Source organism: Halopiger thermotolerans (assembly GCF_054654555.1).
The window spans coordinates 1-26,818 of record NZ_BAAIEU010000001.1; the positions used below are offsets into that span (position 1 = coordinate 1).

Here is a 26,818-nt window from a genome sequence, read left to right on the forward strand (position 1 = left end):
AGTACCGATATTGACCAACCACCGGAACTACCCGATGCCTTACCTCGTTCGTGAGAATCTGACTACTCTACACAGCATTTTTTGAGGCTCCGTTCTCTGGTGATTCCTATGCAAACGGGGAAGAAACCCTTCAAAAACCTCGTTCCCGGCCGTGATCTGTTCTACGTCCCGAAATACCAGCGCAACTACTCGTGGGATGAGAAACAACGCCGCGAGCTCTGGGAGGACCTCCTCGAATCTCTCGACAAGACGCACTACATCGGAACGTTCCTGATCGAGGATTCGGACGAATCAGATGACGGGCTCTACGATGAAGTCGGAATCATCGACGGACAGCAACGGCTCACAACACTCCTGATTTTACTCTTCGAGCTACAGGAACAGCTCCACGCTCACGGAAGAGAGGAGTACGCGGTCGACATCCTGGATAACTACCTCGTTGCTTCTGACCAGCAGCGACTTCGGCTCCAGGAGGACGACGATGCGAAATTCTTCAAGAAATACATCCTCGAGGACGTCATCGACACGGAAAAATCGACACAGAGCTCGAACCCCGAAGCAGAGTACACGCTCGACACACCCTCGAAACGCCGGCTGGCGAATACGAAGTCGTTCTTCCGTGAGAAACTGGAGGACGCCCCGCCGGAAAACACCGATTACGAGGACCCGGTGGAGTTCTACACCGACCTCTATTCGACGATTCAGAACCTCGATCTGCTCGCGTACGTCGTCGAATCGCGGGCCGAAGCCGCGCGGATCTTCCAGACCGTCAACGACCGGGGGAAGGGCCTCACTGACCTCGAAATCACAAAGAGCTATCTGATGCACCGGCTGGCGCTGGTCACTGATGACGGACCTCGTGACGGGGAGGACGACGAGGAACAGCGGACTGAGGGCCTCATCAACATCGTCCAAGAGAACTTCGGCGAGATCTACTCGAACATCGAGCAGATCACCGACACCGATGTCGGGAGCGGCCTCGACGAAGACCAAATCCAGCGGTATCACTTCATCCTCTGGGATGCGAACTGGACGACGAGCTACGATAAACGGTACTACCAGAATCACCTCGAGCACGTCAAGAAGGCGTTTGCCACGGACAACGGCGACCTCGCCGAGGAGATCATCGACTATACGAACGATCTGAAGCGATCCTTCCAGCGGCTTCGGGAACTGGTTACGCTGGACGGAATCGACAGTACCCGTATCGAGACACGATTGGAGAATCTCTACGCCGTAGGCCGTCTCGGGAATTTCTACCCCCTTCTCATCACCGCCTACGACCAGTACACCCGCGACCTCATTTCGGAATCAGACTTCGTCCGTCTCCTCAAGAAGATCGAGACGTTCATCGTTCGAACGTATCTGATCGAGCAGAAAGCCGCTGATACGGGGCGAACAAGAGCCTATCCCCTGGCCCGACAGCTCTACTACAACGAACCGGGCAAGCAGGCAGAGGACATCAGTCCCAGTTCCGTCGACGACGTCATTGACAAGCTCGCTGACCACGTCCACAACTACTGCGACGATGAAACCCTGATGGACACGCTCTACGACGCCGACGTCTATTCCTACTACAGCGACTCCAACCGGAAGAACGAGCTTCGATACCTGCTCTATGCGTATGAACTCTCGCTAGAACGCGAACGGGAGAACATCCCCTTCGAGGTGCAGAAGGTCGTCGACAACGAGGACGACCGTTTCACGATCGAGCACGTCTGGCCACAGACCGTTTCAGACGAGTTCCCCGAGCACCTCCACGAGACCATCAACGAGAACAGCGACCGGCTGGGCAATTTGGCGCTGATGACTATCGAGGATAACGCCGGGAATCAGAACGACCCCTTCGAGAAGAAGAAAGCTGCATTCGATGAGTCCAAGTTCCGGATGCTCAACGAGATATTCGAGAACAAGGAGTGGAACGAAGCAACGATTGACGAACGGGAGAGACGAATTTTGAACGTGATTCAGGAACGATGGCCGGATGAGGTCGCACGCCGGAAAGAGGAATCCCCTCTTTCAGCGTTCCAAGAAGATTAGAAGTCGTTTAGATTCCCTTGCCGATCTCCATCATCCTCGTCGTTGTTAAATATTGACGAGTCTAAATCAAGATCCAGCATTTCACCTGTTTCGCCAGCTTCGAGGTCTCTTGCTAGTTTCCAGTCGTCGTGGTCGTGGGGAAGCACCCGCAGGAGTCCTTCGAGAGTTGCCTTGAATGAGGGGTCTGACCCACAATTCCGATCATTCATCCAGTTCCACGCTTCTGTTGCTCCTTTCGCTTCATAGATGTGCATCGCGGCGTGTACTTTGTCTAAGGCGGTCGAGAACGAAAGGCTATCAGGGTCTACCGGTTTTCGACCCGAGCGATTTTCTGGTGCCTTGTTCACGTCCTGGACGCGATCACCGTGCGGCCGAAGGACTATGTCTCCACTTTTTGTCCGCCACATACGGTTCTCCTTTTTCAAGCTATCAACGTTCTCTCCAACTCCAACAGCTAACCTTCTGCCTTCATCATATGGGAAGCGTTGAGCTTCAAAGACGAACCAAGCTAGGACGTACCACTCTGTTTTGGCGTCGACATCACGGATTCCTTCATTAAGATATTGCTCAATGAGATAATCCCGAACAGCCCCTCTAGCTTCATCAAGAGCAGTCTGGGGGGAGACTTCCTCACCTGTATCATCCACCACAGGATAGTTTTTGGTAAATATCTCAAGTGTCGGACCGAATGAGGCCAACATCATATCCACCTTAGTAAATTCGGCTTCTTGAGACTCTAATTGCTTGACCTTCTCCTGAGCCCGAACCTGTGTATCCTTCCTAACTTCCTCCCACAGAGTTGGCTCAGAGCGTTGGAGATCCCGCTTCTCACTTGATAAGAGAATGGTACTATCTGCGCTGTTTCTTCCTGCCTGCTGAACTCGGTGTTGATTCTCCGTGTTAACTGGATGTGAAGCAGTAACTACGAAACCAGATTCGATGAGTGCTTTTGTTAGTGTATCCCACGCCTCTGTTTCCTTGTGCGTGAACATCATCGTGAAGATGCCACCGGGATTCAGGACGCGATACATTTCCTCAAATATATCCGTCATTTTTTGCTCGTATTCCCGACGGGCCAGTTCCTTCTTTGACAGCTCGTCTGATTCAACTCCTTCAAAGCGAGATTTGTTGGCTACTGCCTCATCTTCCTTCTCTGTTAGAGTTGAATTGAAGAACTCTGGAATTATGTCTTTTAGATATTTCTTCATCCAGACGTAGAAATAATCTCCCAACTCCGCATACATTATCATCCCATAATAGGGTGGATCAAGAACCACTGCATCAACATCACCATCGTCGATCGATAGGTCTGCCGCGTCTCCCTGAAGTACCTCTGATGGGGCGTCTGAATTTTCTAATAGTTCTCGAACGCCTCCATAGACATCTTCTGCAATATTCGATAACATCCAGTCATATCCGTGATCTTCTACTGTGAGATTATGTTCGACAAAAGACCAAGAGAATGCAAAGTCTGAACCCGCGAACATGTGGCCAATCTTCGGTTGGCTTGCGTCCCATTGGGCCATCCGACTGTTGTAATCGAGGGCCTTGTCAGCAACCAAACAAAGATAGACCAAAATAGATTCTGCCTGCTGTTCCGGGTATTCATCTTGAATTTCTTCTTTGACTTCTTCGAACTTTTGCCAATACGTGTGGTGCGTGAGGAGCTGACGAGGTGTGAAAAGGTCTCTCCATTCACTCATCCCATTTCTCCGCAGCTCCGTCGTCTTTTCTCCAGAGGGGATGGATTCAGTCAGCGAGGTAGAGATCTCCACATCTGAATCTGCAAATTCAGTTGCTTTCTCAAACGCCTCAAAATCCTTCTCGTCAGGCTTTCTGAACTCGCACCCACCCGACGTGTATGTGTCATAATATATGGCATAAAGCTGATAGTCGAAATCGCCTTCCTGTAGTTTCTCTTTCAGAGAATCACTTCCCAGAGTAACATGGCACCGAGGACACGTCATCTTACTATAGGATACTGTGCCATCCGTGGGGTTGAACTCGTCTCTCTCTACGTCTTCTGGAATATCAACGATATCGAAATCAACGTAATCGTTCTCATCGTTAACCCGTGGCCTGACGGCTTTTCCACTCCCTCGATTTCGATCCAACCACCAGTTTGAGGCCAACGGGACTTTCAGCCCACAGTCTGGACAGGTAACACGGTGGGCAAAGAGGTACGTCTGAATCTTCTCGTCATCTCTTTCTGGGAAGAACTCTTGTAATTCTTCTCGCGCTCTGCTATCTATCTCATCCCCCCATTTGATGATGTCGTCTGTTAGATCGACATCCGTCCTAGTGTATTCCAATAACGCCTTAAGAACCACTGAGGGGACTGGATTTAGTTCGTTAGCAATAGTTGGAAGCCCGTATCGAATACTTTCTAAAGGTATAGATCCGCCGCCTGCAGTCGCGTCGAGAACCGTTGGAAGCTCCCCATCCCAAGTACTTTCTAATGAGTTGTGAATTTCATCTTTTTCAGCGTCAGAAGGGGTGTACCGCCAAATTTTTCGGTAGCCATAGTGTTCGTGCTCCGACCCACTCCGCTGATCTTTGGTTTGTCTCTTTTTACGTACGTGCTCCGCAATGGAATCTTCCGGATTACGATTAGATGGCTTGAATCCCATCCAGTTCAACAGAGTGTCATCATCTATAGAGTCAGGAAGCACAGATGCTAAAACAGCTAATCTAGAAACTGGCGTTGGTCGTGGAGCAAACCACACATGGGCATACCTATGAGGGGGCCGGTGCTGGAAATCCAGATTTTCCCTTTCTGTTTCAATGCCAATTGTCCGCACCGGTACTGTGTCCTGAATCTTAAATTGATGGTTATTATCAGACATGATTTATTCGGTCAGTAGTGTTCGTAGTGCCTTTGCGCCACCAGAGCTATTCGGAGATCTGCACTTTGCGTTCCAGTAATAGCACTCCTCTAAACTCATTCGAGCAACACCACGAGCAAGATCTCTCATCCGATCAACCCTCCGCAATGGCTTAATCCCAATAAACCCTAAAGAGAGTCTGACGCCAATTTCTTCGGGGAGTAGGATAGTTGCTGATCCAGTACCCGTAATCTGCTCAGGCTTGATCTCCGCTTCTCGAAGACTCTCATCGATAAGCTGGAGAATACTTCTTAGGCGTGACCCGGACAACCTGCTTACCTTTACTCCAACCCAGTTGTCCCAGGTCCACTCTTCAGATCCATCGGTGTCTCTATCGATTATTTGCTCGAGTGGGAGGGTTTTCGATGAGAGCTGCCGGCGCCGTTCCAGCCGACGCTGGCGTGCGTCAGCTTGCTCAGTCGGAAGCAGCTCGTAGAGCGTAATCGTTGCTTCGTTCCCTGTCTCGTCGCGGACGAGGGCGAACGTGGGACGTCCACCGTAGACGCTGCTTCCAAGGGCGAAGGTCTCTGCCCGTTCCTCGTCTCGTTGGATGCTCATGAGTCGTCACCTTCGATGTTCGTCGGTCCGCCGGCCTGCGCTCTGACGGTGATGTTCGTCCCGTCGAGTTCGTCACCGAGCTGGGCGAGCACGTCGTCTTCGTCGTCGTCGATGGCCTCCGGTTCGTCCATCTGGAACTTAAAGCTCAGCTTGACCTTCTGATTACCACCTGCCCGGTCGCTAAAGCCTTCGGGACTCTGATTCAGCGTGGTGAAGGCATCAAGCGGCCCGGTGAAGTTAGCGTTGAAGGTTGCCTCACCGTTGCCCAACTCCGCACGGCTCTTGTAGTCGAGATCCACAGTGATGGACTCATTCCGGGACTTCACGGGCGACCGTTGTGCGACGAAGGACCCGTGCTTGAACGGCTGATCGCCTTCGATCTGGACGATGAGTGAATCGATCCCCGGCGTCGCATCACTACCGGCCTGGGAGACGGCGTGCCCCCGGATTTCGCTAAAGGCCCGCTTCGCGCTCATCGACCCGGTGGATTTGTCCCACGTCCCACCGGGACCCGTTCTGCAGTCCTCGCAGAGGACGGGCTCGTCGGCTTTCGTCTTGCCGTCGACCTCTTCTCCGCAGTCGTCACACTCGGCGGGTTTGTTCCGACATTCCTCACAGAGCTTGTGAGTGCTCTGAGGTGGGAGGTCCTTACCGCAGTTCGCACATTCCGTCAGCTCCGGCGGACGAATCTCGTCGGCGTGCTGATCGAGGAGGTCCTCGATACTCCCGAAGAGTTCGTACTCGTCGCCGATCTTGACCTGCGAATCCGTAATCGAGGTCGTGACGTCCGGCGACTCCGGGAGCGGCGCGTCGTGTTGCCAATTATCTGGCTGGGACTGGGCGTTCCAGTAGGCCGTCCCCGTCTCGCTATCCCAGTAGGCGTACTCGTGGTCCGAGACCATTCGTGCGATGGTCTTTCGCAGCGGTTTCGTACTTAAGAGGAAGGGCAGCCCCGGCTTCCGGGCGAACTGTGCTTCAAGGTCCGCTGTCGTCATCCGGCGCTTCTGGCTCTGCCACAGCTTCTGCTCGAACCAGACCTTTCCTTTGGGTTGGTCGTCGTCTCGGATGATCCGGTTCATGTCCTCGAGCGTGGTTCGGACTGCGTCGACGAGCTTCGTCCCGCCACCGGCGTCCACGGACGTGATGGTCACGTGCGTTAGCCCGTCGTCCTCGACATAGAACAGGTGGCGATAGACGTTCCGAACGCTCTCCCCGAGGAGGCCACGTGCTTCGTCCTCCCTGTCCCGGAGTTCCTGGAGCTGTTCGTCGGAGAGGTCCGCAGTCTGCTGAGAGTCGTCTCGGAGGTCCTCGATGGCTTCGAGTCGCGTTGCCTGGTCGACCGCATTCTCGAGGAGTTCCGCATCGGGGGCGAGGAACAAGACGTAGTTCTTGTACGACCGGCTCTGGATGGTCCCCCCGTGTTTCACGGCGGTTTTCTCGTATAGCTCCTGGATTTTGTCGGGAACCTCAGTTTCCTGACCACGCTCCGTTTGTACGGGCGCGGTGAGCATGTGCATAATCGAGAGCGTAGGTGTGGAGCCGTCATCTGCCACGTCCGCTGGCTCCTCGGGGAACATCTCGACGTTGAATCCCCCGCTCCCGACCTCCCGTTCCAGTCTGGCTTCGAACCGGCTTCGAGCCTGCTCTTCGGAGGTGTTCTGGATCCGCTGGTCGATGATTCGAATCAGGTTCGGCTCGGCTTTGAACCGGATCTGATCCTCGTCGTAGAGGTAATAGCAGGCGACGTTCATGTCGTCGCCGCCGAGGTTCTTCAGCGCGTTATCGTAGTGGTCGAAGGAGACGCCAGGATGGGCGACTGCTTCGTTGAGTCCTCGTCGAGCGATTCCTGACGCCTGCTCACCGAACGCGAGACTATTCCAGAGCACCGTCGTCGTGATGTGGGACCCGAGCGCGGGGATGCCCTTCTCAGTCCACTTCTGATCCTCGAGTTGGGCGTGTGCGGTCCCGTCACGAGTATAGATGTCCGCAGTCACCGCCGCACTCAGATCGACGAATTCGAACAGGGATTCGTTGAGCGTCGCCCGAATACTCCCGTCCGGAGCATCGTCCGCCGGCGTGAGATCGTAGAGACGGAGGAAGTGACGGTCATACTCTTCGGGCTGGTGATTCCACAGGTAGTGAATCGCTCGCCCGAGCAGTTTCAGTGCTCCACGAGTCCGCTGGAAGTCCGGGATCGTGTCGATCTTCTCGGTTAGCGTTTCGAGAACAGTGGGGTGGAATGGGTATTCTCGTTCGAGTTTCGAGCGGTAACTGTCCTCGCTAACCTCCTGCGGGAACTGACGGGGGGCTTCGTCGTAGAAGTGGAAGTACTGCTCGGCCACCGTAGCCGCAACATCTGTATCGATTTCGTCGAACAGTCGATGCTGGAGAACAGCCCCGACTTCCGTCTCGCCGGTAGGAGTGATCACCTTCTGCTGGCGCTGGACGACAGCGTCCAGTTCATCGACCAGGCCACGGACCTCTTCGGCCTCCTCCTTGAACGCCGAGTCCGCGATACTGTAAATGACGGTGAGTGAGTCAGCTTGGGCGGCTGTCTCCAGTAGCGACTTCATGAAGGAGACAGTCTGACTGGCCAGGGTAGCCCCGCCGACCTCGAGCGTCGACGCGTCCTCGAGGTACTCCGCGATCTCGTCAATAAGGACCACGGAGGGCTGGTCACTCTGTTCCAGGAGATCCTTCAGCGTGTTCTGACCAGGGGCCTGCCGGTCCCGGTCGTAGTCCTCGATCTCCCGATAGCCGTCCAGCCCGAACAGCTGGTAGGCAATCTCGCCCCACATCGTGTTCGTGTCCGGGGCGTTCGGGTCAGTCCGACTACTTCGGGCGCTGCGGGCGTCGACGTGTCCGCCGACGAAGACAGCTGAATTTGCTTCGAGTCCATCGGAAACAGCGTCCAGATACTCGGTCGCCAGCTCGTCCTTATCGACGAACTTTGAGAGATTTCCAATCTCGGTCGGGTTGTTTGCGAGATGATACGAGGCTATGAGATCGTGAGTTTCGGTACTTCCCGAACGTCGCTTCGTGAACTGTGCTGAGTCATGGACGAACGGAGTGAATGCCGGTGTGGTAACTGAGTGAACAGGAAGTAGAATCCACGCATGAGGAGAAGTGAAGTAAGAAGGCTGAGATACGCTGTTCTAGGCGAATGCTGTTGCTCACCCGGAGCTTGCCCAAGGCCGCGGGCTGACCTCAGCCCGCGGCCGGCGCGTATGCTTCTGGCACACCTGTTCCGTTCATCTCGATCTCCCAACTCCGCTCTAGCTCTTCCTCTAATGCATGTCTGATCCAGTCAGAGAACGTCTTGAACGTGAATTCCTCGGGCAGGTCGCGCCCGCCCCGCTGGGGGCGGGCGACGACCGCCCATCGAAGCACAAGCCAGAGGTTCTCCAACAGGAATCCAACCAGGACGAACGCGAAGCGGATGATTGGGTCTTGTGTCGTCGTTACCACTCGTGCTTGGCGAAATACACGGTAGCTCGTTTCGATCGCTGACCGTTTCCGATAGAGCCGTTCGACTTGTTTCGGCGTGCGATCGGCCAGATCGCACGCCACATAGCCTCGCACGACCTCGCCACTTTTCCCGCGATCTCCGGCGTGATATGACACAGCGACCGCGAGCGGGAATTCCAGTTCCCGCTCGCGGCCTTTGTACATCCGATAGGTTGTCATGTACGAGCAGTGCGTATCCAGCTTCTTCCTCATGCGCTTGCCCTTCTTTTGGACGGGAACGACAGTCGCAGCAACCTCCCGTGAGCGGCGCAGAATACGTTCGTTGTAGAAGCCGCGATCAGCCAACAGAAGCTCTATCTCGAAGGGATAGGCCTCGACGCGGTCGAGGACGCGCTCGACCGCGTCGGCCTCTTTCTCATCACTACGGACGTACGTCATCGCCAACGTCACTGGCTTTCCGTTCGAGACGAGATACGCCGTGCAGTACCGGTGGCACGTCGTTGTTCCGTCTTTCGCGTGCATGCGACAGAGTTCACCTTCTTCATCGGCGTACGTTCCGTGGTAGGGGTTATCGACGAAGTCAATGGAGACGATCCTCGACCGATCAGGGTCGAGGATCGTCATCGCTAACTCTCTGAGAAGGCGGTTAGCAACCCGCTCAAGCCACTCCCGGTTGAGCGTATGTAGCCAGTCCATGACAGTATCGTCACAGACAGCGTTGTCGTTGTCCTTGCACGTCTCCCAGATGGACGTCTGATTGACTGCTGCAAGAATGACAACAGCCCAGATATCGCCGGGATCGAGGGGCGAGCCCTCGATCCCTGGCAAGGGGAGCTGGCAGATGACGTCTTCCGCTAAATCTTTCACGTCCGAATCCGAAAGAACACCGTCTGGCTGAGGGATACTGAACACATTCACTCAACCAGACATCTTCCTCATGAGACCAACGCTTTAGCTCCAGCTCTCACACCAGTCGGGAAGTACCGAGTTTTCCCGCCGCCGAAGGTCGTATCGAGACAGAGAATACTGCTTTTGTAGCCGTGCGTCTCCCGGTCTGCGGCAGCCAGGAACCGACCGGATAGGTTGCTCAACAGTGTGGTCAACCCCTCTGTCGGATACGTGGTATCGAAAAATTCCGCAGCGTCACGATACACAGGGGCGGCTTCATCGGGCTCGTGGGCGACGGTCGCGAGGTTAGCAGCGAATTGCTCCTCCTCCAACGTCCCGTCGATAACGTCGGAGCGAGGCTGGCAGGCCTCGAAGAGCGAAGTCACCTCCTCCTTTTGTGTACTCATCGTATGACAAGACGTGGTTTTCACACTACCTTAAAAGTTCGAACTGTGTTCCTCGATTCCGGTAGCAATCAATTACTGCCTGATCCCTCGATGAGCAAACTTCCTTATTTAAATTCAGAGATGCTTCTGTTCTGGGATTCTCTCCGCTGCCGCCCGATTTGGAGTATCTCGAACTCGGACAGGTCGATATCTTCATCCTCAGTGATCGAATCGCGAACTGACTCGGGGAGGGATTCGACCTCGATTGCTGTCAATGGATGTTGGGTGAGGAAATAGCTGCTTGCGAGGCTCGTCGGTGATACAGCAATAACCTTCTCGCTCTTTACTTCCTGCAGTTTGAGTTCAGCATTTCTATACTGATGTACTTCCGCGGATAGCGCCTTAACGGGAAAGAGGGCGGAGATATCCCCGTGGTCAATGTATCCGCCAGCGTCGTAGAAATGCCCAACACTCATCTATCTACACAAAATAATGCTTGGTACTTATTTCTTGCGGGGGTACTATAATCCGGGCTCGATTCACACCAATCTGTTACGATGGTCAGAGATCTCTATCAGTGTACGGCAGGTGATCTTGCTACACAAGCAGTCGATACCGTTCCTGCTGATTGGTCGGTAGCAGAGACCTATGAGTGGCTTTCAGAGAACGGCTACGACGTCTCCCCAGTCGTTGACGGGGAACAGCCCGTCGGATTCGTTGAGATCGACGAACTGTCCACGGCTCCCGACGGTGCTCCAGTCTCTGAACACCGACAAGATATCACACTCGAGGAAATCATTTCTACTGATGCGGATTTCGGGAGCGTTCTTTCTGCTCTCTACGACTCAGGCTTCTACTTCCTCGGCGGCCGCAATCAGGTCACGGGTATCCTTACTCGAGCAGATTTGAACACGTCACCGGCATACATTCACCTCTACGATCGACTTTCACTCCTCGAAGAGGGTCTTCGTGACTTGATCCAAGACGAGGCTCCTAATTGGAAGACGAATGACGCGGTTGACCTCTACCACGACGAAATACAGGACATTGAGCGACGCTATCAGAAGGCCGAGTCAGCGAATATCGCCTTGGAAGAGATCCATTATGCTCAATTTTCCACCCTCAAGAAGATCGTCGCAGCAATTGACCCGTGTTGGGAGGCGTGTGGGTTCTCGAGTGGTGATGCTGCAGAACGAGACCTCTCAGACGTCACCGATGTTCGGAATGCAGTTGCCCACTCGAACCTCCTAATCGAGAATACTGGTCAAGGACTGATGGAAGGCAGGACCGTCACCACCGTTTTAGATGCGTATGAAACGATAGAGGCGTGTATTGAGGAGTTGGACCTCGAGTCAGACTGAAGGTCTATCTCCGGCTGGGACAGAATTATGTCACGGGGATTAGTTTGCTTGTTGCATGGCTAATGGCTGTGATTTTCTCACCAGTCCCTCCTTCGACGAACTTCAATCTGAGGTGTTTGAACGGGTTGCTGAACAGGCTGGCGACGAGCCCGCCAGCATCCTCTACATCGAGAACAACGACCATCGCACGGATGAGGTCGCCGACGCATGGGCCGAGAATCACGAACCGCTCCGGCTTCGAGTAACCGATTTCAATACTGTCATCGGTGAATGCTACGAGCGAATCGCCGACCCGAGTTCTCTTCTGGATGCGTTGACCCGGCGCCGGTTAATCGACCGAGCGCTTCGAACTGTTGCTGACCGTGGTCTCTTGGACGATGCGCATCTCTACCGAGACCACTTCACCGACCTCATTACAGAACTGGAGGGAGAGGGCTACCACTCACCTGAATCAGTTCGAACCCTCGTCGCCGACTCCCAGTTATCTCCTGGAACTGCTGATCTGGTCGCGAGCGTGTATGAGGAGTTCTACGAGCTCCGCCGAGAAGGTGTCGGGGATGACGTGTACACCCTTAGTGAGGCGTACCGGACGGTCCTCGATAGTGGAGCTTCCCTTACGGAGATCTTCCCTCACGTCGACGTCGTCGTGATCTCTGGATTCTACGACCTCTCTCACCACCAGAAGAGTTTTCTTCAGCGACTAGCCACCGCGTTTCCCGTCTGTATCTCGCTCCCCCTGGCCGACACAGAAACGCCATCCGGTGGAGCAAACCAGATCACAGCTGACGCAATGGAGACGTACCAAGCAATTGCTGGCCCACCAACCACTGTCTCTCCCGATTCTCCGAGTTCACTCATCGACGCTGCTGGGAAGCTTTATACGCCAACTCCAGGAGTTGATGAGGATACGGCTCCTCCCGACCAGCTTCAATGGTACAGTGCCCCCACACCAGATCGAGAGGTTAGACAAGTTGCCCGGAGAGTACGGGGACAGCTCGCTGACGGCGCCGACCCGAACGACATCCTGGTTGTGATTCCGGGTCTAATTTCGTATCAGGAGCAAGTCGCCGACGTATTCGAGGCCGCTGGTATCCAGTCAGTCGGGTTTGCGAACAAACTGCTGTATCAGACGTATGCTGGGCGGGCAATGCTCGATCTGGCTGAACTCTGTGTCGACGACCCACGCACAGATACGGTAGCTCGTCTCGCGACGAATCCACTCGTGACTCTTGGAGGAGCCACCGACGACGTTGATCGGTCCGCTGTTGCTGACCTCGCCCGCCGCCTTCCGACGGTCGATACTGACCGACTTCTCGAGGAACTCGACGATGCCTCTGCTGAGGTGTTAGAGAACCTTTTCCAGGTCGCCGACGATGCTGAGGTCGCGGAGGCCGACGACGTCGTTGAAGCCGTGCGAACTGTGTTCGAAACTGTCGACCTCTCTGACAACGTCGACTCTATCGAAGAAGATGCGGCGTCATTCGATGCCCGAATGGAGGTCGCGTCCTACAATCGGGTCGAGAGGGTGCTTGATGCGGTCGAATTCGTGGCTGAGCGCTTTGGGATGGACGAGCCAATCGAAGAAGTGGCCGATGCACTTGAGAAGGTGCGGGTCCCCCCACCGAGTCAATCTACACAGGACGTCGTCGAGATCGTCGGTCCGCGCGACGCCTACATGCAGTCCTATTCGCACCTGTACTTCGTCGGATTGACCGAGCAGGACTTTCCCGTCGAACAGGATCGTCCGCTCTTTTTCGAGCGACTGTTCGACGACATCCCCGACCTCTCGTTCACCGATGACCGAGCTGAGGCCCGCTACCAGTTTGCTACCTTGCTCTCAGGTGCCGAGAGCGTCTACATTACGACCCCCGAGACATCATTTGATGACGATGACCTGCTTGAGTCGTCGATTCTCGATGAACTCGCTCGAGTAACTGGCCTTGAGCCAACGCCTGATGATCTTGGGAATGCCGTTCCCGAAGACGTCCAGCGGGCCCTTCGTCATCACCGAGATAGGGAGGCACGGGAGGAAGCCGTTAAGCACGCTGCTGACTCCGGAGTATTCTCGCGACAGCAGGCCGAGCGCGTCGTGGCGGGTGCGAGGTGCGCTGAAAGTCGAGCTGACGCCGGACTATCCGCCCACGATGCACAGCTTGACCCCGAGTTGGTCTCGGAACTCCACGGTGAACGTGGGCCGTACAGCCCGACGCAGCTGAAAGATTACGCTCAGTGTGGGTACGCCTACTACATGAAACGGATACTGGACATCGAAGCACCGGACGAGTTCCATCTCGAGCCTCAGAAAGTTGATCTCGGGAGCCTCGTCCACGATATCTTCGAGGAGTTCTATCGCGGGCTCCAGGATGACCACGGCGATCCAGTTGACCTCAGTGAATATGACCGGGAATTCCTCGAAGAACAGCTGTTAGAGCAAACACGAGATAGCCTTGCGGACTCCGATATCGACTTCGACGACGTGTTCTATAAACGGTGGCTGGAGCAGCTCCTTGCTGGGCTCGCGACGCCCGACGTGAACGAGTACTTCGGTGACGGGCAACCTCATCAGGGAATCGATCGGGGGCTCTTCGTCCGGTTCCTTGATGCGGAGCACGACGACAACGATGATGTTCCGGCATGGTTTGAGGTGCCGATGGACTTCTCCGATTCAGAAGAGGGCGAAATCACAGTGACGACACCGGATGGAAGAGAGATATCCGTCGGTGGATTCATCGACCGCGTGAGTCTTCGCGAACAGGACGATGGTACCATCGATGGATTGGTTCACGACTACAAGACGAGCGACCCGGACACCATTCAGACAATCGACGGTATCGAATTTCAGCTCCCTCTCTATACACTTGCGACCCGAGCTGAACTAGCAACCCAATACGGAGATACACTTGGCAGTGTGGACGGAGAATTCTATGTAACGGAGCCGCCGACGGAGGTCACCCGGAAGTGGAGTCTTAGCTACTATCTTGAACGGTATGATGGAACTGACGAGGACTATGAGCGGTTCCTCACAGAAACTGTCCCGTCACGGGTTGGCGAGATAGCTGACGGTATCGAGAATGGTGCCTTCCAAACGACCACGCTTTCGCCGAAAGAAGCCGGCTGTCGCTACTGTGATTATCGAGACATCTGCGATGTTCGACACCACCAACGCCAAGAGATAATCCAAGAGATGGACCGCTCCGGTTCGTCCGGTTATATCCCACAGAGGGCGCGAGATGGGTCGTTCCTGGATACGCTCGGGGGTGCAGACGAATGACGGGGATCGACGATACGCCGGCGTCGACGGACGACGAAGATGGGGAGGAGCTTTCCCCGACAACTGAACAGGAGGAAGCTCTGGAACTCGATCAGAATATCGCGATTACCGCTGGGGCAGGGACTGGAAAGACGACGACCTTGACTCTCCGTTACCTCGAGATGCTGGAGTCCGATCCCGGCATCGGGCCCGAGAACATCGCGACGATCACGTTTACGAACGATGCTGCGAATGAGATGCAGGAGCGTATCCGGGAAGAAGTAGCTGAGCGTCTCAGTGAGGCCCCGGAATCTGACGAGTACGACTACAGTCGATGGCGCAGCGTCAAGGACGAATTAGAAAACGGATATATTCACACCATCCACGGGTTCTGTTCTCGGCTGCTCCGTGAGTACGTCGTCGAAGCCCCGGTCCAACCCGAGTTTGACACGCTGGACGAGGCTGATGCCAAGGTGTTGATGCAGGAGGTGGTCCGGGAGACTATCGACGCTCGTTGGGAGGCGAATGAGGACATTCGTCGTCTCGCTCGTCTCTGGAATCGGGATTCGCTCGAACAGGTCCTCGTCGGTCTGCTTGAGAACCGGCCGAGGAGTACCGAATGGGCGACTCGATGGGAGGGTTCGACAGTAGATGAATACCTCAATCACATCTGGTCGACCTTCTATCCCATAGATAGGGGTACAGCGGAAGAACTACTCAAAGAAGAATCCGTACAGGAGGCTCTCCATACGATCTGCGGACTTCACGATGAAGAGTTCGAGATTGATCCTGACGACAAGGGAATGCAGTTTATGCAGGATGTGACTCGTGTCGTGCGAGACACGGGAGTTCATACCGACGATGCAGTGGGATACCATTGGCAACGGGCACTCGACTCTCTCTGCGATCACCTGACTTCTAACAGTGGGGAACGATACACTGGACGACAACGGTTCCGCTACAGAGGATCCAAGAGCAATTGGAGCGCTCACGAGGAAGAGCAAGAGCAGCTTGATGCTGCTGTCTCCGCTCTACTTGATGGCCTCAACCCCGAGGAGAGGGACTTCATCGGCGGTCTCGATACCGAGTGGAACAGTAGTCACTACGTCCTGAGCCTTGCTCGGCTCTACTCCACCGTTCTGGACGAATATACACAGACGAAATCGGAACAGAATGCTCTCGACTATCACGACCTCATCCAGACCTGCATCGACTTCTTGAACGCGGACGACAGTCTCTGCGAGCAAGTTCAGTCACAGTTCGAGTACGTTATGGTCGACGAGATGCAGGATACTGACCAGCTCCAGTGGGAGTTTATCAAATTATTGACTGCCGGTGACACCGATGATTTTGATGCTCAGAACGTCTTCCTGGTCGGCGACGAGAAGCAGAGCATCTATCGATTCCGCGGCGCCGACGTGACCACCTTCGGTTCGGCTCGTGAGGACCTCGCTGCGGCTAACCCGGACGATGTCGAGACCACCAAGCAGCTCAGAGGCAATTTCCGCACGATTCAGGAGACGCGAGAGTTCCTGAACGCGCTCTTCGACGAGGTATTCGAGCCGATGGACGACGAGTACCGTGACTACGAAGCCAAGCCTCAGGCACTTACGGATGAACGCCGGCAGGGACGCGATGTTACCGGTTCGGTCGAGTACCTGCTCGTGCCTGACGAGGACGTCCCGGAACTCCACGATACCGACTACCTGAACCAAACGCCTCGATTCGCTGGGCACGGTGAACGCGAGGCTCACGCGCTTGCCAGCCGTCTCACCTCGTTACTGGATGACCCTCCGGAAGTCTACGATGACGACGAGGAATGTCTTAGACCTGCGAAACCCGAGGACATCACCATCCTGTTGCGCGCTCGCACCCGCCTCAAGGAGCACGAACGGGCGCTGGATGAATACGGGATTCCGTATACTGTCGTGTCGGGTACTGGGTTCTGGGACGCCCCCGAGATCACAGCCTTGGTCAATCTGTTCACGTTCTTCGAGAACCCGGAGGATGACATCGCTCTCTACGGTGTCCTCCGGTCGCCACTGTTTGGCTTCCCCGATGAGGATCTCGCCCGACTCCATTCCGAGGATCAGCCACTCTGGACTGCTCTCCAGACAGCAGAGGATGATCTCGGCAACGCTGCCCGCCTTCTAGACGAGTGGCGGCAGATAGCTGCTGTTACCGACGATGTAACGGCTGACACGACCGTTCCGTGGGGGAAGTTGCTCTCCCGGATTATCGACGATACCGGATATATCGCCAGTGTCGGGGCAGATGAACGTCCGCGACAGGCGGCAGTGAATATCAACAAGTTCCGCGAACAGGTTCGCGCTTGGGAAGAGGGTGGTGTCAAGACGGTCTCAGAACTTCTCACGCGAATCGATCGTCGGAAGGAAATCGAATCCCACGCTGACGAAGCAACTATTCCTGAAGATGCCGACGGCGTCCAGATTCGAACAATCCACTCGGCGAAGGGCCTTGAGTTCCCTATCGTCGCAATTCCAGAAGTGGGCACCGAGTTCAACTTCCAGGGGGACGTCGACGACTACGGGAAAGTCTACCTCGACGAGCTTGACGTCGGGGATGGCGAGTCAGAACCGGTGCTCGGTCTGAAAGCTCCGTCAGCCGATGATCCCTATGAGCACCAGAACACGCTCGCTCGGACCCGGCTTCAAGAGGAGGTCAGGATGCAGGAACGAGCCGAACTGAAGCGTCTCCTCTACGTCGCAGCGACGCGGACCCGTGATCACCTGCTCTTCAGCGGTGTTCACTCTATCGACGCCGATGAGGGGGATGGCTTGGGGTTAGGTGACCCGAATGACGCCGCGGATGCACGATACTGGCGTGATTGGCTCCAACCAATTCTCTTGGAAGACGAAGACGGTGACGCAGGGCACATCTTGAGTCAGCTTTCCGTCGGGACAGAACATACGGCCACTATCCGTGGGAGCGAATACACGGTTCGGGTTCCAACCGCTCCTGTCCACGATTGGGACGCGTCAGGGTCGACTGAGCGCGACTACCCCCAGATCGATATTCCTGCCCCAGAACTGTCCACTCCCCCGACGTCAATCACGGCCACGAATTTTGCGAAAGCACTCTCTCCGGATGATGCAGCCATCTACACCGACGAACTTGAGGAGGATGCCGCAAGCCTCGAAACGGATGGCCTTCAGGCCAACCATCTGGGAACGATCGTCCACAAACTCTGTGAGCTACGACCTGATCGAGATCGGTGGCGCTCCATCGCGGCTCGGCTGGGTTCTGCTTTGGATGATACGGTGACTGATCGGGATTTGGATCGGATCGAAGAGTATACTGAGCGCTGCCTACAGTTCCGTGACGGCGTCGTCGACGACGAGTCGCCGACGACTATTCACGAGGAACTCTCGGTTGTGACGCGATTGGAGGCCGGCCGAATCGTCGGCGATATCGACCTGCTCCTAGTCACTCCAGACAGCTACCACGTTATCGATTACAAGACGAACGACACCTCTCAACGATCAGTCAACGACCTCGCAGAGAAGTATTGGCCCCAACTCGAAGTGTATGCAGCTGCCCTCCACCAGAACGACGATTCCCGAACCGTTCACACCACGCTGTACTTTGCCGACGCTGATGAGCATCGGACCACGACCCACGACATGCTTTCGTTGGATATTCTTGGTGATGACCTGAACACACAGCTTGAGGGATTAACGCAGTCCGACGGCGCCGCAGTCCGAGGAGGATCAAGCAATTTCTGAGCCAGTCCAGGCTCACTAACGCTATTCCTGCTCTGGAACTCCTCTACACCCAATTCCTATTCTCAACCCTCGGAATTTAAAGCGAAAACTTATATCACTCGACAAGGCGTACACACGTAATAGCGTATGACTCGATGGCGAGCGAAGCGCCGGTACGAGGCAAACCGGCGGTTCGGCGAGCGTGCAGATGAGGCGCTCGTAGCCATCTCTATCCTCAAAGCCAAGCGTGACGGCATCGACCTCGAGCAGAGTGAGGACGACTTGCGAGCAAAACTCGAATCGGGCCGCCACTTACTTGAGCAAATTCGCGACGCGCTCGATGAAGATCCCGACGCTGATCCGTACGAATTAGCCATCGCTGAGCAGATTCAGGAGAATGCGATTACTGCAAGCTCCCGGTTGGTCGGCGATTTCGAGGACCTGATTGAGGTCATGGAAGCCGCTGAAGAGACTCTTACCTATCAACAGGGTCTTGACGAGGTCCGTGAACAGTTGAAAGAGATCTCGGAGACTGCGAACCGCACTTCTCGAGATAGTATCAATCGTATGCGGGGTACTCTTGCCGACGGAACTCGCTGAGTCCCAGGTCGCGTATCTTCGGGGCAAATTCGAGGCCGCCCGCGAGGTCTTGGATACTCTCGATACTCGGATACCTGCGACGGATTCGATACACAGCTCCGTCGAAGATGGATTCGATAATATCGAGGAAACGCGTTTTCTCTACGAGCGTGCATACGATCAGGAACCGGATGCGGAAGCGACCCACGAACTGTATGAAGAGTACCTAGAGGCCATCGATACAGTTGCCCTGGAACTCCAGGTTTTGGAGGTCGAACTTGTATACTTAGATCTGCATCAGTATCAACGCCAATCGGCAACATCTGGTCGTCTCAACCACGCGTCATCCCTCTCGTCGGAACTCGCGGACGCATTTGGAATGGATATAACTGTCCTCCCGGTAATCTGGGATGGATTTGCGATTGATCCTCTCGATGAGAATCTCCCTGCCACCGGTGATTTGAGCCAAATTTACGTTCTTATCCTCCCCAGAACTCAGAGCGATCCAGAGTTCTATGCGCCCATAATTGCCCACGAGCTGGCTCACGCAGCCTTGGACCGTCAGGAAGATCTGAAGGCGGATTTCTATAATCTTCTGAGAGACGTTCAGCGGCGAACTCGTCAAGAGATCGATGATGAGGCCCACTTTGCACGCTCTTGGCGGACTTGGTTCGAGGAACTGTTTTGTGACGCTTGTGGAGTATTAACCTTCGGACCGGCCTATCTCTCCTCGCTAGCCAGGCATCTTTACCACCCGAATCCGTACTATATCGAGAGCGATGCCGACAGAGATCTCCATCCACCACCTGCACTTCGATTTGATCTCGTGATGGACCTCTCTGAGGAGTTCTTCCCTGGCCTTCTGGATGGGATTCGTGACGACCGTATCGCGTTCGAGCGCCATCTCGATGCACTAGAACACAGTCGACCGCGAATCTACGACACCTACGACTACGGTGAGCTCAGGACGTTCATCACCCAAGAGGTCCCGGCATCGGTCGATCATGATCTCGAGACACTCGTCGACGATATCACAGCGGGTGTGACTCCCGATGACCAGCCGGAACGGTCTCACCGGTTAGCCGCGAACCAATATTGGTTGGATACCTATCCACCTTAGAACGGCGGGTAGGTGAGGCGCGAGACACGGTCGTGACTGAGACGACTATTCATTCTCCGCGTGAGGTACACCGTGAGAGGGTCTTTGATCCCCTTTGAAGGCGCGCCCCAATTCAGTTCCGAGAGATAGAACGCATCTCGCCCGACAGAGTAAATGTCGAAATCTCCCTCTTCAACGGAAATCTCACAGAGAATCGGCTGCGGGGTCCCTTCGCCTAGTCGGGGTGCATCGGTCGTGACGATCAGAACGGTCTCGTCATCCAGCTGAGCATACGAACCCATATCCGGCATTCCGTCATCGTCGTAGATACGATAGGTGGGAGAATGTTGGACGTCGACGCCCACCCATTCGAATGACTCAGTTACGAAGTCATTCGATTTCAGATACTCTACCCCCTCTTTGAGGCCGGAGATCTCATCGTCGCCGAGGTACCCGTTTCGGTGAATCGTGAGGGAACTCAGTTGATCGAACCCAGAGCGAGGATCGTTGACCGTACCCTGAACGGCCCGGATCAGAATCTGCTTCGCCATCCCCTGATTCGTCACCGTACTTCGCCCGGTCGGATTCGTCTCCTCTGTTTGATAGAGAATCTGGTTGTCAGTACCTGAGACTACTACTCCGCTAGCAACGGTTCGGTCACGACCTGTTACGCTAAGCCCGAGGTAGGCGTCTGTATCGAGCTGATTCTCGATGCTGAATGGAATCACGCCCAGCTTTACCCCTAACCCGACTGCCGTGTTCGAAATGACATCGGCCTCGTGTCCCGACCGCTGGGCGCTTCGCAGATTCGTTGCGGTTAACGATTGGAGCGGCTTCCCGTCCAGTATCTCGATCAATTTGTGGTAGACATCTTCGTCGTATTCGGGGAGATACCCAAAGCCGGCGTCGACATCCTCAAGCGAGCGTTGCCATTCTTCGACCTCTCGCGGGTCCTCGTAGTTGACTCTTCCAGGCCGATCCGAGAGGATGAGTCCAAGGTGTTCCTCAACATATTCTCGCACCTGCTGATAGGCACTGAGCGCTTCGTCTTCCGTCCCCTCTGGGAAGAGGACAGCCACACTGAAATCCTGGTCAAACGTGCGTCGAGGGGCGACTTCCTCGAGATACCCCTGCTTTGCTGGGTTCCAGTATTCTTGGGTGAGCTCGCTGCCGTTAAAGCTGATGTTCGGCCGCCCAATTGCCATCTCCGTTGAAGGGTCATCGCCAAACGTCAGTACCGGATACCCGTATGCGCTGATCCCGTCGCGTACCGGGGATGGGCTAATGTCGGTCTGGATAGAGCCGATACTGATGTCGCCGATCAACTCACGGAAATCTTCGACTTTCTGCCATCGCTCTTGAGGCCCGAACGTTGCTCGTTGGCTGATTTCGTCCGGGCGATCTTCAGACGGTGCGAACAGGAGTAACGACGGGGCAGCTGGATACCAATCACTATTGCCGTACTGGATTTTGACGGTCGGTTCAGATGGATCGATTCTGTCGGCATATTCTTTCCCATGCCGGCTCTCGATTTCGTCTAGTGTCTCGTTGTCGAACCGACCGGGTGGAATCTCGGAGACTGTCGTGTTCTCAAAGACTCCCGTGACAGTACAAGAAGCCCGATCCGATGTTTGGTAAATGAATGTACGACCGACGAGTTCGTCGTTTACTCGATCTATCCCCCAGGCAGGATCATTTAGATAGTCAGCTAGCGTCCGTGATCCGAATGCACCTAACGTCGGATCTAATGTGATGAGAGGTCGGTCGTGATGACTAATTCGAACTTCGACGCCGGGATGGACGTCGTATCCTTCGATACGCGCCTCTCTATCCTCGTGATAGAACGTGTTCTTCGTCGAGTCGTACCAGTAATCGTCCGTCTCGAGATCGTCCTTCAGTTCATCGATAAGCGCTTCCTGTAGAACCTTGAAATCACTCCACTCAGAGAAATCGAGATCAGATTCATGTGCGAATTCCAGCTCCGCTCCATCCGCTGATTGAATCGTTCCGTAATCCCGCTCGGCGCCGATTACTGCGATATAATGTCGACCGCCCTGGTTGTACCAACGTGCTCTTCCACCTACATTCCTCTCGAGGATCGTGGCATGGGCATTGAGGAGGGAGTAGTTATCGTTGGGCTGGGGATCGATATCATAGAGGTCCGCGGTTACTGACGGCACGTCGATCTCAAACGAATTGATGAACCGACCCATTGTCTTCTGTTCCCTGTTGACAGGATATAATACCCCGCGGTTCTCCGGTGAGCTCCTACTGATTGAGGTGAGAAAGTCGAGCTAATCATCGCACGAAGTACTTATGGAACCCCTCCGGACGCAACGTATGGGCCTATTTGAGACCCTCTTTAGCTCATCCACCGGTGATTCTGTTCCGCAGGCACAGCAGCCAGGTCAACACGAAATTTTCCCAGAGGAGAAATATACCGTCGCTTACGCTGTAGCTGCCCGGCCTGAGGAACTTCAAGCGTTGGAACAACTTCTGGAAGCTGACCAGAACTCTCCCACTGCTTTAGAAGCAGAGCCCTTCCTCCGGGATATAATTGAGGATATGGAGCATGACCGAGACTATTCTCTTCGCCTTCGCACCTCCGGGGTGGAGCTCGTAGACGATATCCGTGAACTCATAGAGCATTGGGACAATCAGGTAGATGAGCAAATAGGGACGATTTGGTGGCCTATCGGAGCAGATGCCACGTTCAGGTTGTACCTCCATTATTTGGAACTCCGTGCTGATGCAGAGGACGACCAATTTTCCTTCCCGGAGTCCGTTGGTCAGGTTCATACTCTCGTCCAGCGTGGTCTTAGTGCAATGGACGATGATGACGACTCGAAGCTCGCTGTAGTCCACAAGCGAGACATTCCTTGGGAAGAACCAGCTGAGGACAGCTGATCCAGTTCGCTCCTTCTCAAAAGAGACCGATTAATTGTATCCAGTATCAAATCCAGCTACGCTCTTGTGTAGCACATTGTTGATTTCAGAGAGTTGCTTTGACGGCGTGTTTGAGCGCTTCTCGTCCGGGTTTGCGGTAGAGTTCTCGTCTGAGCTGGAACGCTCGGAGATACTGTGTGAGGCGATCTTTTGAGATGCCTCGATGTGGCGAGAGCCACCGTCGCGCCAGCGACGCGTGGCTCTCGCAGGTGTTCACGTGGACCGTGTCGTCGGCGTACTCACCGTCTCCGTGAACGACGTATTCGCGGTCGAATTGCTCATCTTCATCAAGCGGATCGTACGCACGAAATCCGTCGGTATAGACCGTGAGAGGCTCCTGCTGGCGGTCAGTCAGCAGGAGCCGGATCGTCGATTCGTCTGCGGATTTCGCCGGCACAACGTACCGCTGCTCGGTGCCACGATCCACGAGGACGAACACGGGTGGTTTGTCTTGATCATACGTTCCGCGTCCGCGTCGAGAGAGACCGCGAGAGCGCGACCAGCGGTCGCGCTCGCGGCCTTTCAAGCCGGCAGAGACGTAGAACTCGTCAATTTCAACCGGGCCACGGAGATCGAGTGACGGCGCGTCGAGCGCTTCGGCGAAGCGCTCGACACGCCTGTGAATCGTTTTGTAGGTGACACCGATTTCGCACTGTAACTGCCTGAGACTCGTGTTAAACCGCAAAAACGCGTAGATCGAAAACAGCCACTTGCGGAGTGCGATCTTCGAGTGAGCGAAGATTGTGCCAGTCTTATCGTTGAACGTGCGGCCGCAATCCTTACAGAGATACCGCTGAAAGTGCCCGTAGCTGCCGTTTCTGACTGTTCGGTCAGAACGGCAGCGAGGACAAGAAACGCCGTCACGCCAGCGAACCTGTTGGAGCAGGTCCGCTGCGACCGATTCCGACCCAAACACATCCAGCGGAATCATTCGTGTCGGACACCGCTGACGCGGTGTCCTTGTCCTCTTCGACTCCACAGCGATAGCTCAGCAGTATCAACAATCTCCTACAGAAGAGCGATCCAGCTATGGTAGAAATTTCAGACTCCCTGTGTTCGCTGTTTACTGCGAAAATTAAGGAGGAAGATGGCACATTCGTCATCAGGATTCCTCCGAATGAGATCAAGCACGGGGCGCTGACTGTTGATGAAACGTACCGCATCGCTCTTCTTGATTCATCCTCCGAAGCTGAATCAACATCTCCACAAAGCCCACGACATCCCGCCTCTCAGAGGACCACGAGCTATGACTCATCTGGTCCTCCAGTTGATGAGGGGGAGGTACGCGACGTAACAATCGAAACCGTTGGTGATCAAGGCGACGGTATTGCGAAAGTCGAACGGGGGTATGTCGTGATCGTTCCCGGCGCTCAGCCCGGCGACGAGCCAACAGTCGAAATCGAACAAGTTCAGGAGAACGTCGCGTTTGCGAGCATCGTCGATAGCGATCCGCGAGCACTCTAACCTGTTGTCCCTTCTGCGGATCGGTCTTCTTCTCGGTAAACCATCGGTGTGAGAAGGCTCCGTTCGCGTTTGTCTGATGGAGGTGGTTCTGAAAGTCACGTCACGTTTTCTTCACGCGCTCGCGATGACACAACCTTCCAAAGCCGAAATACAATCTATGACAAAGGAACCGATTGAGGTACTCGACGACCTGGCCAACCAGGTCGCCGATGAGTTTGAGGCGTATAGACAGCCGGACGAATTCAAGGATGTCTCGCTCGTGATCGAGAACAGCGACGAGGAACATCCGACGCTGATCGTCCACGTTGATAGAGAGGACGCGGAGTCTCTTGCCGACCGTATTGATGAGTTCCTCCGCGAGCACGGTGCTCGTACTGAGCGGGAACGACACTCAGCTAAGGACGTGCGTGTGTTAGCGACGGTCGATTGACACCGACCCTCCAATTTTTTGACTGACTGCAAGCACCGCTGAAGGCCCCTATCTTGACTTCCAATCAAAGTGGTCCGACCGGTTCAACTCAGGTGGTCAATCTGAGCAGACAGATCTTGGAGAGCGGTGATCGTTTCTTCTGAGACAGCTGAGGCCCGAAGTCACTCCGGTACCCGTGCTTGAGTTCATCGCTCATAATGAATTCAACGAGCAAAACGAACAGAACGAGAAAAATGAATGGATTGAACGCATCCAGAAGAACGAACTGGTTAAGAATCGGCTTGACGGCTTGTACTCGATAAACAGAACGAAAGAAACGAACGTAACGAATAGAACGAATGAGTTGATAGCAATGAGTGTGTTTGCTTCAACGAGCGAAACGAACAGTTGGTTTTAACATCGTAGTAATCCTCTCACCGAGTGAAACACCATCACCGAACGCACCGAACTAAACGACCAAAACGAACGAAACGAACATAACGAGAGAAACGAAGATAATGACCGACACCAATACCGCACGAATCACGGTGGCAAATCAGAAAGGAGGCGCGGGGAAAACAACCGACGTCATTCATACTGGCGGCGCACTCTCCGCCAGAGGCCACGACGTCCTCCTGGTCGATATCGACTATCACGGAGGGCTCACCTGCTCGCTTGGCTACAACGATCTGTATTACGACACCGACCGCACAACGCTGTTCGACGTCCTCGACTTCGATCAGATGGAGTCGGTGAACGACATCATCGTCGAGCACGAGGAATTCGACATTCTTCCCGCCAGCGAGAAGCTCGCGAACAACAAGAACATCCAGACGTTGCTTGAGGCGCCGAAGAGTCGCGAGCGTTTGGAGATGACTCTTGACGAACTCGAGAAGAACTACGACTACATCATCGTCGACACGCCGCCATCCCTGAACGTCCTCACCGACAACGCCCTCGTCGCGACCGGCAACGTCGTCATCCCCGTCATTCCCGAGAAGCTCAACGCCAACAGCCTCCAGATTTTCGCAAAGCAGCTGAGCTCTCTCGAACAGGCGTACGGAGACATCAACCGGCTCGCCATCGTCTGTAACCGTGTCGAGCAGAACGCTGAGCACCGCGATACCATTGAGGAGATCAAGTCGGCGTACTCCCTCCCAGTGTTCGAGATCCCGAAGCGGACCGACCTCTCTCAGTCGATTGGCGAGGGTGTGTCTGTCTTCGGCTTCGGCAAGGAGAACCAGCGCGTCGAGGATGCACGCGACCTGTTCAACGAGATTGCCGACCTGTTCGACGAGACGTTTGAGAAGACCGCACCTGAGGAGGTGGAAGCATGACCGACGGCTGGGGCGATGCTTCCGGCATCGAGGGCAACTACGATGAGGAGGACGAGGAGGTCGAATCCAGCGAAACGAGTGAGGTGAGTGAAACGGTGGAAACCAGTTCATCGACCGAAACGACCGAATCGACTTCAACGAGTGAAACGAACGAAACGAGCAAAACGAAGACGAACATCAAGGACGAATGGAATGGGCGGACGATCTACATTCCCGACGATGTCCTCGGCGAGATGGAGGATACCTACCTCGAGTCCCAGCTGAAGCTCCGCAAGGCGGGGCAGGACGAGTTCAAGAAGAACCGTCACTTCTACCCGCTACTCGTCCAGTTCGGTGTTGAGGCGCTCTCTGATGCGGATGCTGAGGAAATCCAGGCTCGGCTCTCGGAACTCGGCGACGAATGACCTTGCGCAGAGCGAGGCT

General features: G+C 54.9%; 19 protein-coding genes. 11 read left to right on the plus strand and 8 right to left on the minus strand.

Going from position 1 to position 26,818, the window contains the following annotated elements; translation table 11 throughout:
- The first annotated feature begins 108 nt into the window (after positions 1–108).
- A complete protein-coding gene (locus tag ACYQ26_RS00005) occupies positions 109–2,040 on the plus strand; it encodes a DUF262 domain-containing protein (RefSeq protein ID WP_211087438.1) in 1,932 nt (643 codons plus the stop codon).
- Here the strand turns inward: ACYQ26_RS00005 and ACYQ26_RS00010 are convergent.
- The 6 genes from ACYQ26_RS00010 to ACYQ26_RS00035 form a co-directional block, all read right to left on the minus strand.
- Positions 2,037–4,886, minus strand: coding sequence for a DUF1156 domain-containing protein (locus tag ACYQ26_RS00010; protein ID WP_459806276.1), 2,850 nt, complete (start codon positions 4,884–4,886; stop codon positions 2,037–2,039). The two genes, ACYQ26_RS00005 and ACYQ26_RS00010, sit on opposite strands and share 4 nt — an antisense overlap.
- Positions 4,887–4,889: 3 nt before the next feature.
- Entirely contained in the window at positions 4,890–5,483 is a 594-nt protein-coding gene (locus ACYQ26_RS00015; RefSeq protein ID WP_459806277.1) for a DUF7680 family protein, read from the minus strand.
- On the minus strand, positions 5,480–8,281 hold the full coding sequence (locus ACYQ26_RS00020) for a DUF499 family protein (protein ID WP_459806278.1): 2,802 nt from the start codon (positions 8,279–8,281) through the stop codon (positions 5,480–5,482). The genes ACYQ26_RS00015 and ACYQ26_RS00020 overlap by 4 nt, the downstream gene beginning before the upstream one ends.
- 409 nt (positions 8,282–8,690) lie before the next feature.
- The gene (locus ACYQ26_RS00025; RefSeq protein WP_459806279.1) at positions 8,691–9,863 is read right to left on the minus strand and encodes an ISH3 family transposase; all 1,173 of its coding nucleotides are present in this window, start codon (positions 9,861–9,863) and stop codon (positions 8,691–8,693) included.
- A gap of 23 nt (positions 9,864–9,886) precedes the next feature.
- The gene (locus tag ACYQ26_RS00030; RefSeq protein ID WP_459806280.1) at positions 9,887–10,246 is read right to left on the minus strand and encodes a DUF499 family protein; all 360 of its coding nucleotides are present in this window, start codon (positions 10,244–10,246) and stop codon (positions 9,887–9,889) included.
- Positions 10,247–10,350: 104 nt separating this feature from the next.
- Positions 10,351–10,701, minus strand: coding sequence for a DUF8165 family protein (locus tag ACYQ26_RS00035; protein ID WP_459806281.1), 351 nt, complete (start codon positions 10,699–10,701; stop codon positions 10,351–10,353).
- Between the two features lie 81 nt (positions 10,702–10,782).
- On the opposite strand from ACYQ26_RS00035, the gene ACYQ26_RS00040 reads away from it, so the two are divergent.
- From ACYQ26_RS00040 to ACYQ26_RS00060, 5 genes are all read left to right on the plus strand, one after another.
- Positions 10,783–11,586, plus strand: a complete 804-nt coding sequence (locus tag ACYQ26_RS00040; protein WP_459806282.1) for a CBS domain-containing protein — start codon at positions 10,783–10,785, stop codon at positions 11,584–11,586.
- A 55-nt stretch (positions 11,587–11,641) separates the two neighbouring features.
- On the plus strand, positions 11,642–14,857 hold the full coding sequence (locus ACYQ26_RS00045; protein ID WP_459806283.1) for a PD-(D/E)XK nuclease family protein: 3,216 nt from the start codon (positions 11,642–11,644) through the stop codon (positions 14,855–14,857).
- A complete protein-coding gene (locus ACYQ26_RS00050; protein ID WP_459806284.1) occupies positions 14,854–18,582 on the plus strand; it encodes a UvrD-helicase domain-containing protein in 3,729 nt (1,242 codons plus the stop codon). Before ACYQ26_RS00045 ends, ACYQ26_RS00050 begins: the two co-directional genes overlap by 4 nt.
- 126 nt (positions 18,583–18,708) lie before the next feature.
- Positions 18,709–19,161, plus strand: coding sequence for a hypothetical protein (locus ACYQ26_RS00055; RefSeq protein ID WP_459806285.1), 453 nt, complete (start codon positions 18,709–18,711; stop codon positions 19,159–19,161).
- Positions 19,142–20,260, plus strand: coding sequence for a hypothetical protein (locus tag ACYQ26_RS00060; protein WP_459806286.1), 1,119 nt, complete (start codon positions 19,142–19,144; stop codon positions 20,258–20,260). Before ACYQ26_RS00055 ends, ACYQ26_RS00060 begins: the two co-directional genes overlap by 20 nt.
- Here ACYQ26_RS00060 and ACYQ26_RS00065 read toward each other — a convergent pair.
- Positions 20,257–22,452 carry an argonaute/piwi family protein gene (locus ACYQ26_RS00065; protein ID WP_459806287.1) on the minus strand — a complete coding sequence of 732 codons (2,196 nt, stop codon included), beginning with the start codon at positions 22,450–22,452 and terminating at the stop codon, positions 20,257–20,259. The genes ACYQ26_RS00060 and ACYQ26_RS00065 overlap by 4 nt on opposite strands.
- A 127-nt stretch (positions 22,453–22,579) precedes the next feature.
- Between ACYQ26_RS00065 and ACYQ26_RS00070 the strand changes: the two genes are divergently transcribed.
- The gene (locus ACYQ26_RS00070; protein WP_459806288.1) at positions 22,580–23,146 is read left to right on the plus strand and encodes a hypothetical protein; all 567 of its coding nucleotides are present in this window, start codon (positions 22,580–22,582) and stop codon (positions 23,144–23,146) included.
- A gap of 85 nt (positions 23,147–23,231) precedes the next feature.
- Here the strand turns inward: ACYQ26_RS00070 and ACYQ26_RS00075 are convergent, their stop codons facing one another.
- Positions 23,232–24,116 carry an IS1595 family transposase gene (locus ACYQ26_RS00075; RefSeq protein WP_458262711.1) on the minus strand — a complete coding sequence of 295 codons (885 nt, stop codon included), beginning with the start codon at positions 24,114–24,116 and terminating at the stop codon, positions 23,232–23,234.
- A 98-nt stretch (positions 24,117–24,214) separates the two neighbouring features.
- Between ACYQ26_RS00075 and ACYQ26_RS00080 the strand changes: the two genes are divergently transcribed.
- From ACYQ26_RS00080 to ACYQ26_RS00095, 4 genes are all read left to right on the plus strand, one after another.
- The gene (locus ACYQ26_RS00080) at positions 24,215–24,649 is read left to right on the plus strand and encodes a TRAM domain-containing protein (RefSeq protein ID WP_459806289.1); all 435 of its coding nucleotides are present in this window, start codon (positions 24,215–24,217) and stop codon (positions 24,647–24,649) included.
- Between the two features lie 157 nt (positions 24,650–24,806).
- Positions 24,807–25,079: a hypothetical protein gene (locus tag ACYQ26_RS00085; RefSeq protein ID WP_459806290.1), complete on the plus strand. Its 273-nt coding sequence runs from the start codon at positions 24,807–24,809 to the stop codon at positions 25,077–25,079.
- A 497-nt stretch (positions 25,080–25,576) separates the two neighbouring features.
- Positions 25,577–26,395: a ParA family protein gene (locus tag ACYQ26_RS00090; protein WP_435069812.1), complete on the plus strand. Its 819-nt coding sequence runs from the start codon at positions 25,577–25,579 to the stop codon at positions 26,393–26,395.
- Complete coding sequence (locus tag ACYQ26_RS00095; protein WP_459806291.1) at positions 26,392–26,799, plus strand: DUF8160 family protein; 408 nt, start codon at positions 26,392–26,394, stop codon at positions 26,797–26,799. Before ACYQ26_RS00090 ends, ACYQ26_RS00095 begins: the two co-directional genes overlap by 4 nt.
- Positions 26,800–26,818: the final 19 nt, after the last annotated feature.

Coding starts and splice junctions, on each gene's coding strand:
- ACYQ26_RS00005 (WP_211087438.1), top strand. CDS start 109: ATGCAAACGGGGAAGAAACCCTTCAAAAACCTCGTTCCCGGCCGTGAT.
- ACYQ26_RS00010 (WP_459806276.1), bottom strand. CDS start 4,886: ATGTCTGATAATAACCATCAATTTAAGATTCAGGACACAGTACCGGTG.
- ACYQ26_RS00015 (WP_459806277.1), bottom strand. CDS start 5,483: ATGAGCATCCAACGAGACGAGGAACGGGCAGAGACCTTCGCCCTTGGA.
- ACYQ26_RS00020 (WP_459806278.1), bottom strand. CDS start 8,281: ATGTGGGGCGAGATTGCCTACCAGCTGTTCGGGCTGGACGGCTATCGG.
- ACYQ26_RS00030 (WP_459806280.1), bottom strand. CDS start 10,246: ATGAGTACACAAAAGGAGGAGGTGACTTCGCTCTTCGAGGCCTGCCAG.
- ACYQ26_RS00035 (WP_459806281.1), bottom strand. CDS start 10,701: ATGAGTGTTGGGCATTTCTACGACGCTGGCGGATACATTGACCACGGG.
- ACYQ26_RS00040 (WP_459806282.1), top strand. CDS start 10,783: ATGGTCAGAGATCTCTATCAGTGTACGGCAGGTGATCTTGCTACACAA.
- ACYQ26_RS00045 (WP_459806283.1), top strand. CDS start 11,642: ATGGCTAATGGCTGTGATTTTCTCACCAGTCCCTCCTTCGACGAACTT.
- ACYQ26_RS00050 (WP_459806284.1), top strand. CDS start 14,854: ATGACGGGGATCGACGATACGCCGGCGTCGACGGACGACGAAGATGGG.
- ACYQ26_RS00055 (WP_459806285.1), top strand. CDS start 18,709: ATGACTCGATGGCGAGCGAAGCGCCGGTACGAGGCAAACCGGCGGTTC.
- ACYQ26_RS00065 (WP_459806287.1), bottom strand. CDS start 22,452: ATGGGTCGGTTCATCAATTCGTTTGAGATCGACGTGCCGTCAGTAACC.
- ACYQ26_RS00070 (WP_459806288.1), top strand. CDS start 22,580: ATGGGCCTATTTGAGACCCTCTTTAGCTCATCCACCGGTGATTCTGTT.
- ACYQ26_RS00075 (WP_458262711.1), bottom strand. CDS start 24,116: ATGATTCCGCTGGATGTGTTTGGGTCGGAATCGGTCGCAGCGGACCTG.
- ACYQ26_RS00080 (WP_459806289.1), top strand. CDS start 24,215: ATGGTAGAAATTTCAGACTCCCTGTGTTCGCTGTTTACTGCGAAAATT.
- ACYQ26_RS00085 (WP_459806290.1), top strand. CDS start 24,807: ATGACAAAGGAACCGATTGAGGTACTCGACGACCTGGCCAACCAGGTC.
- ACYQ26_RS00090 (WP_435069812.1), top strand. CDS start 25,577: ATGACCGACACCAATACCGCACGAATCACGGTGGCAAATCAGAAAGGA.
- ACYQ26_RS00095 (WP_459806291.1), top strand. CDS start 26,392: ATGACCGACGGCTGGGGCGATGCTTCCGGCATCGAGGGCAACTACGAT.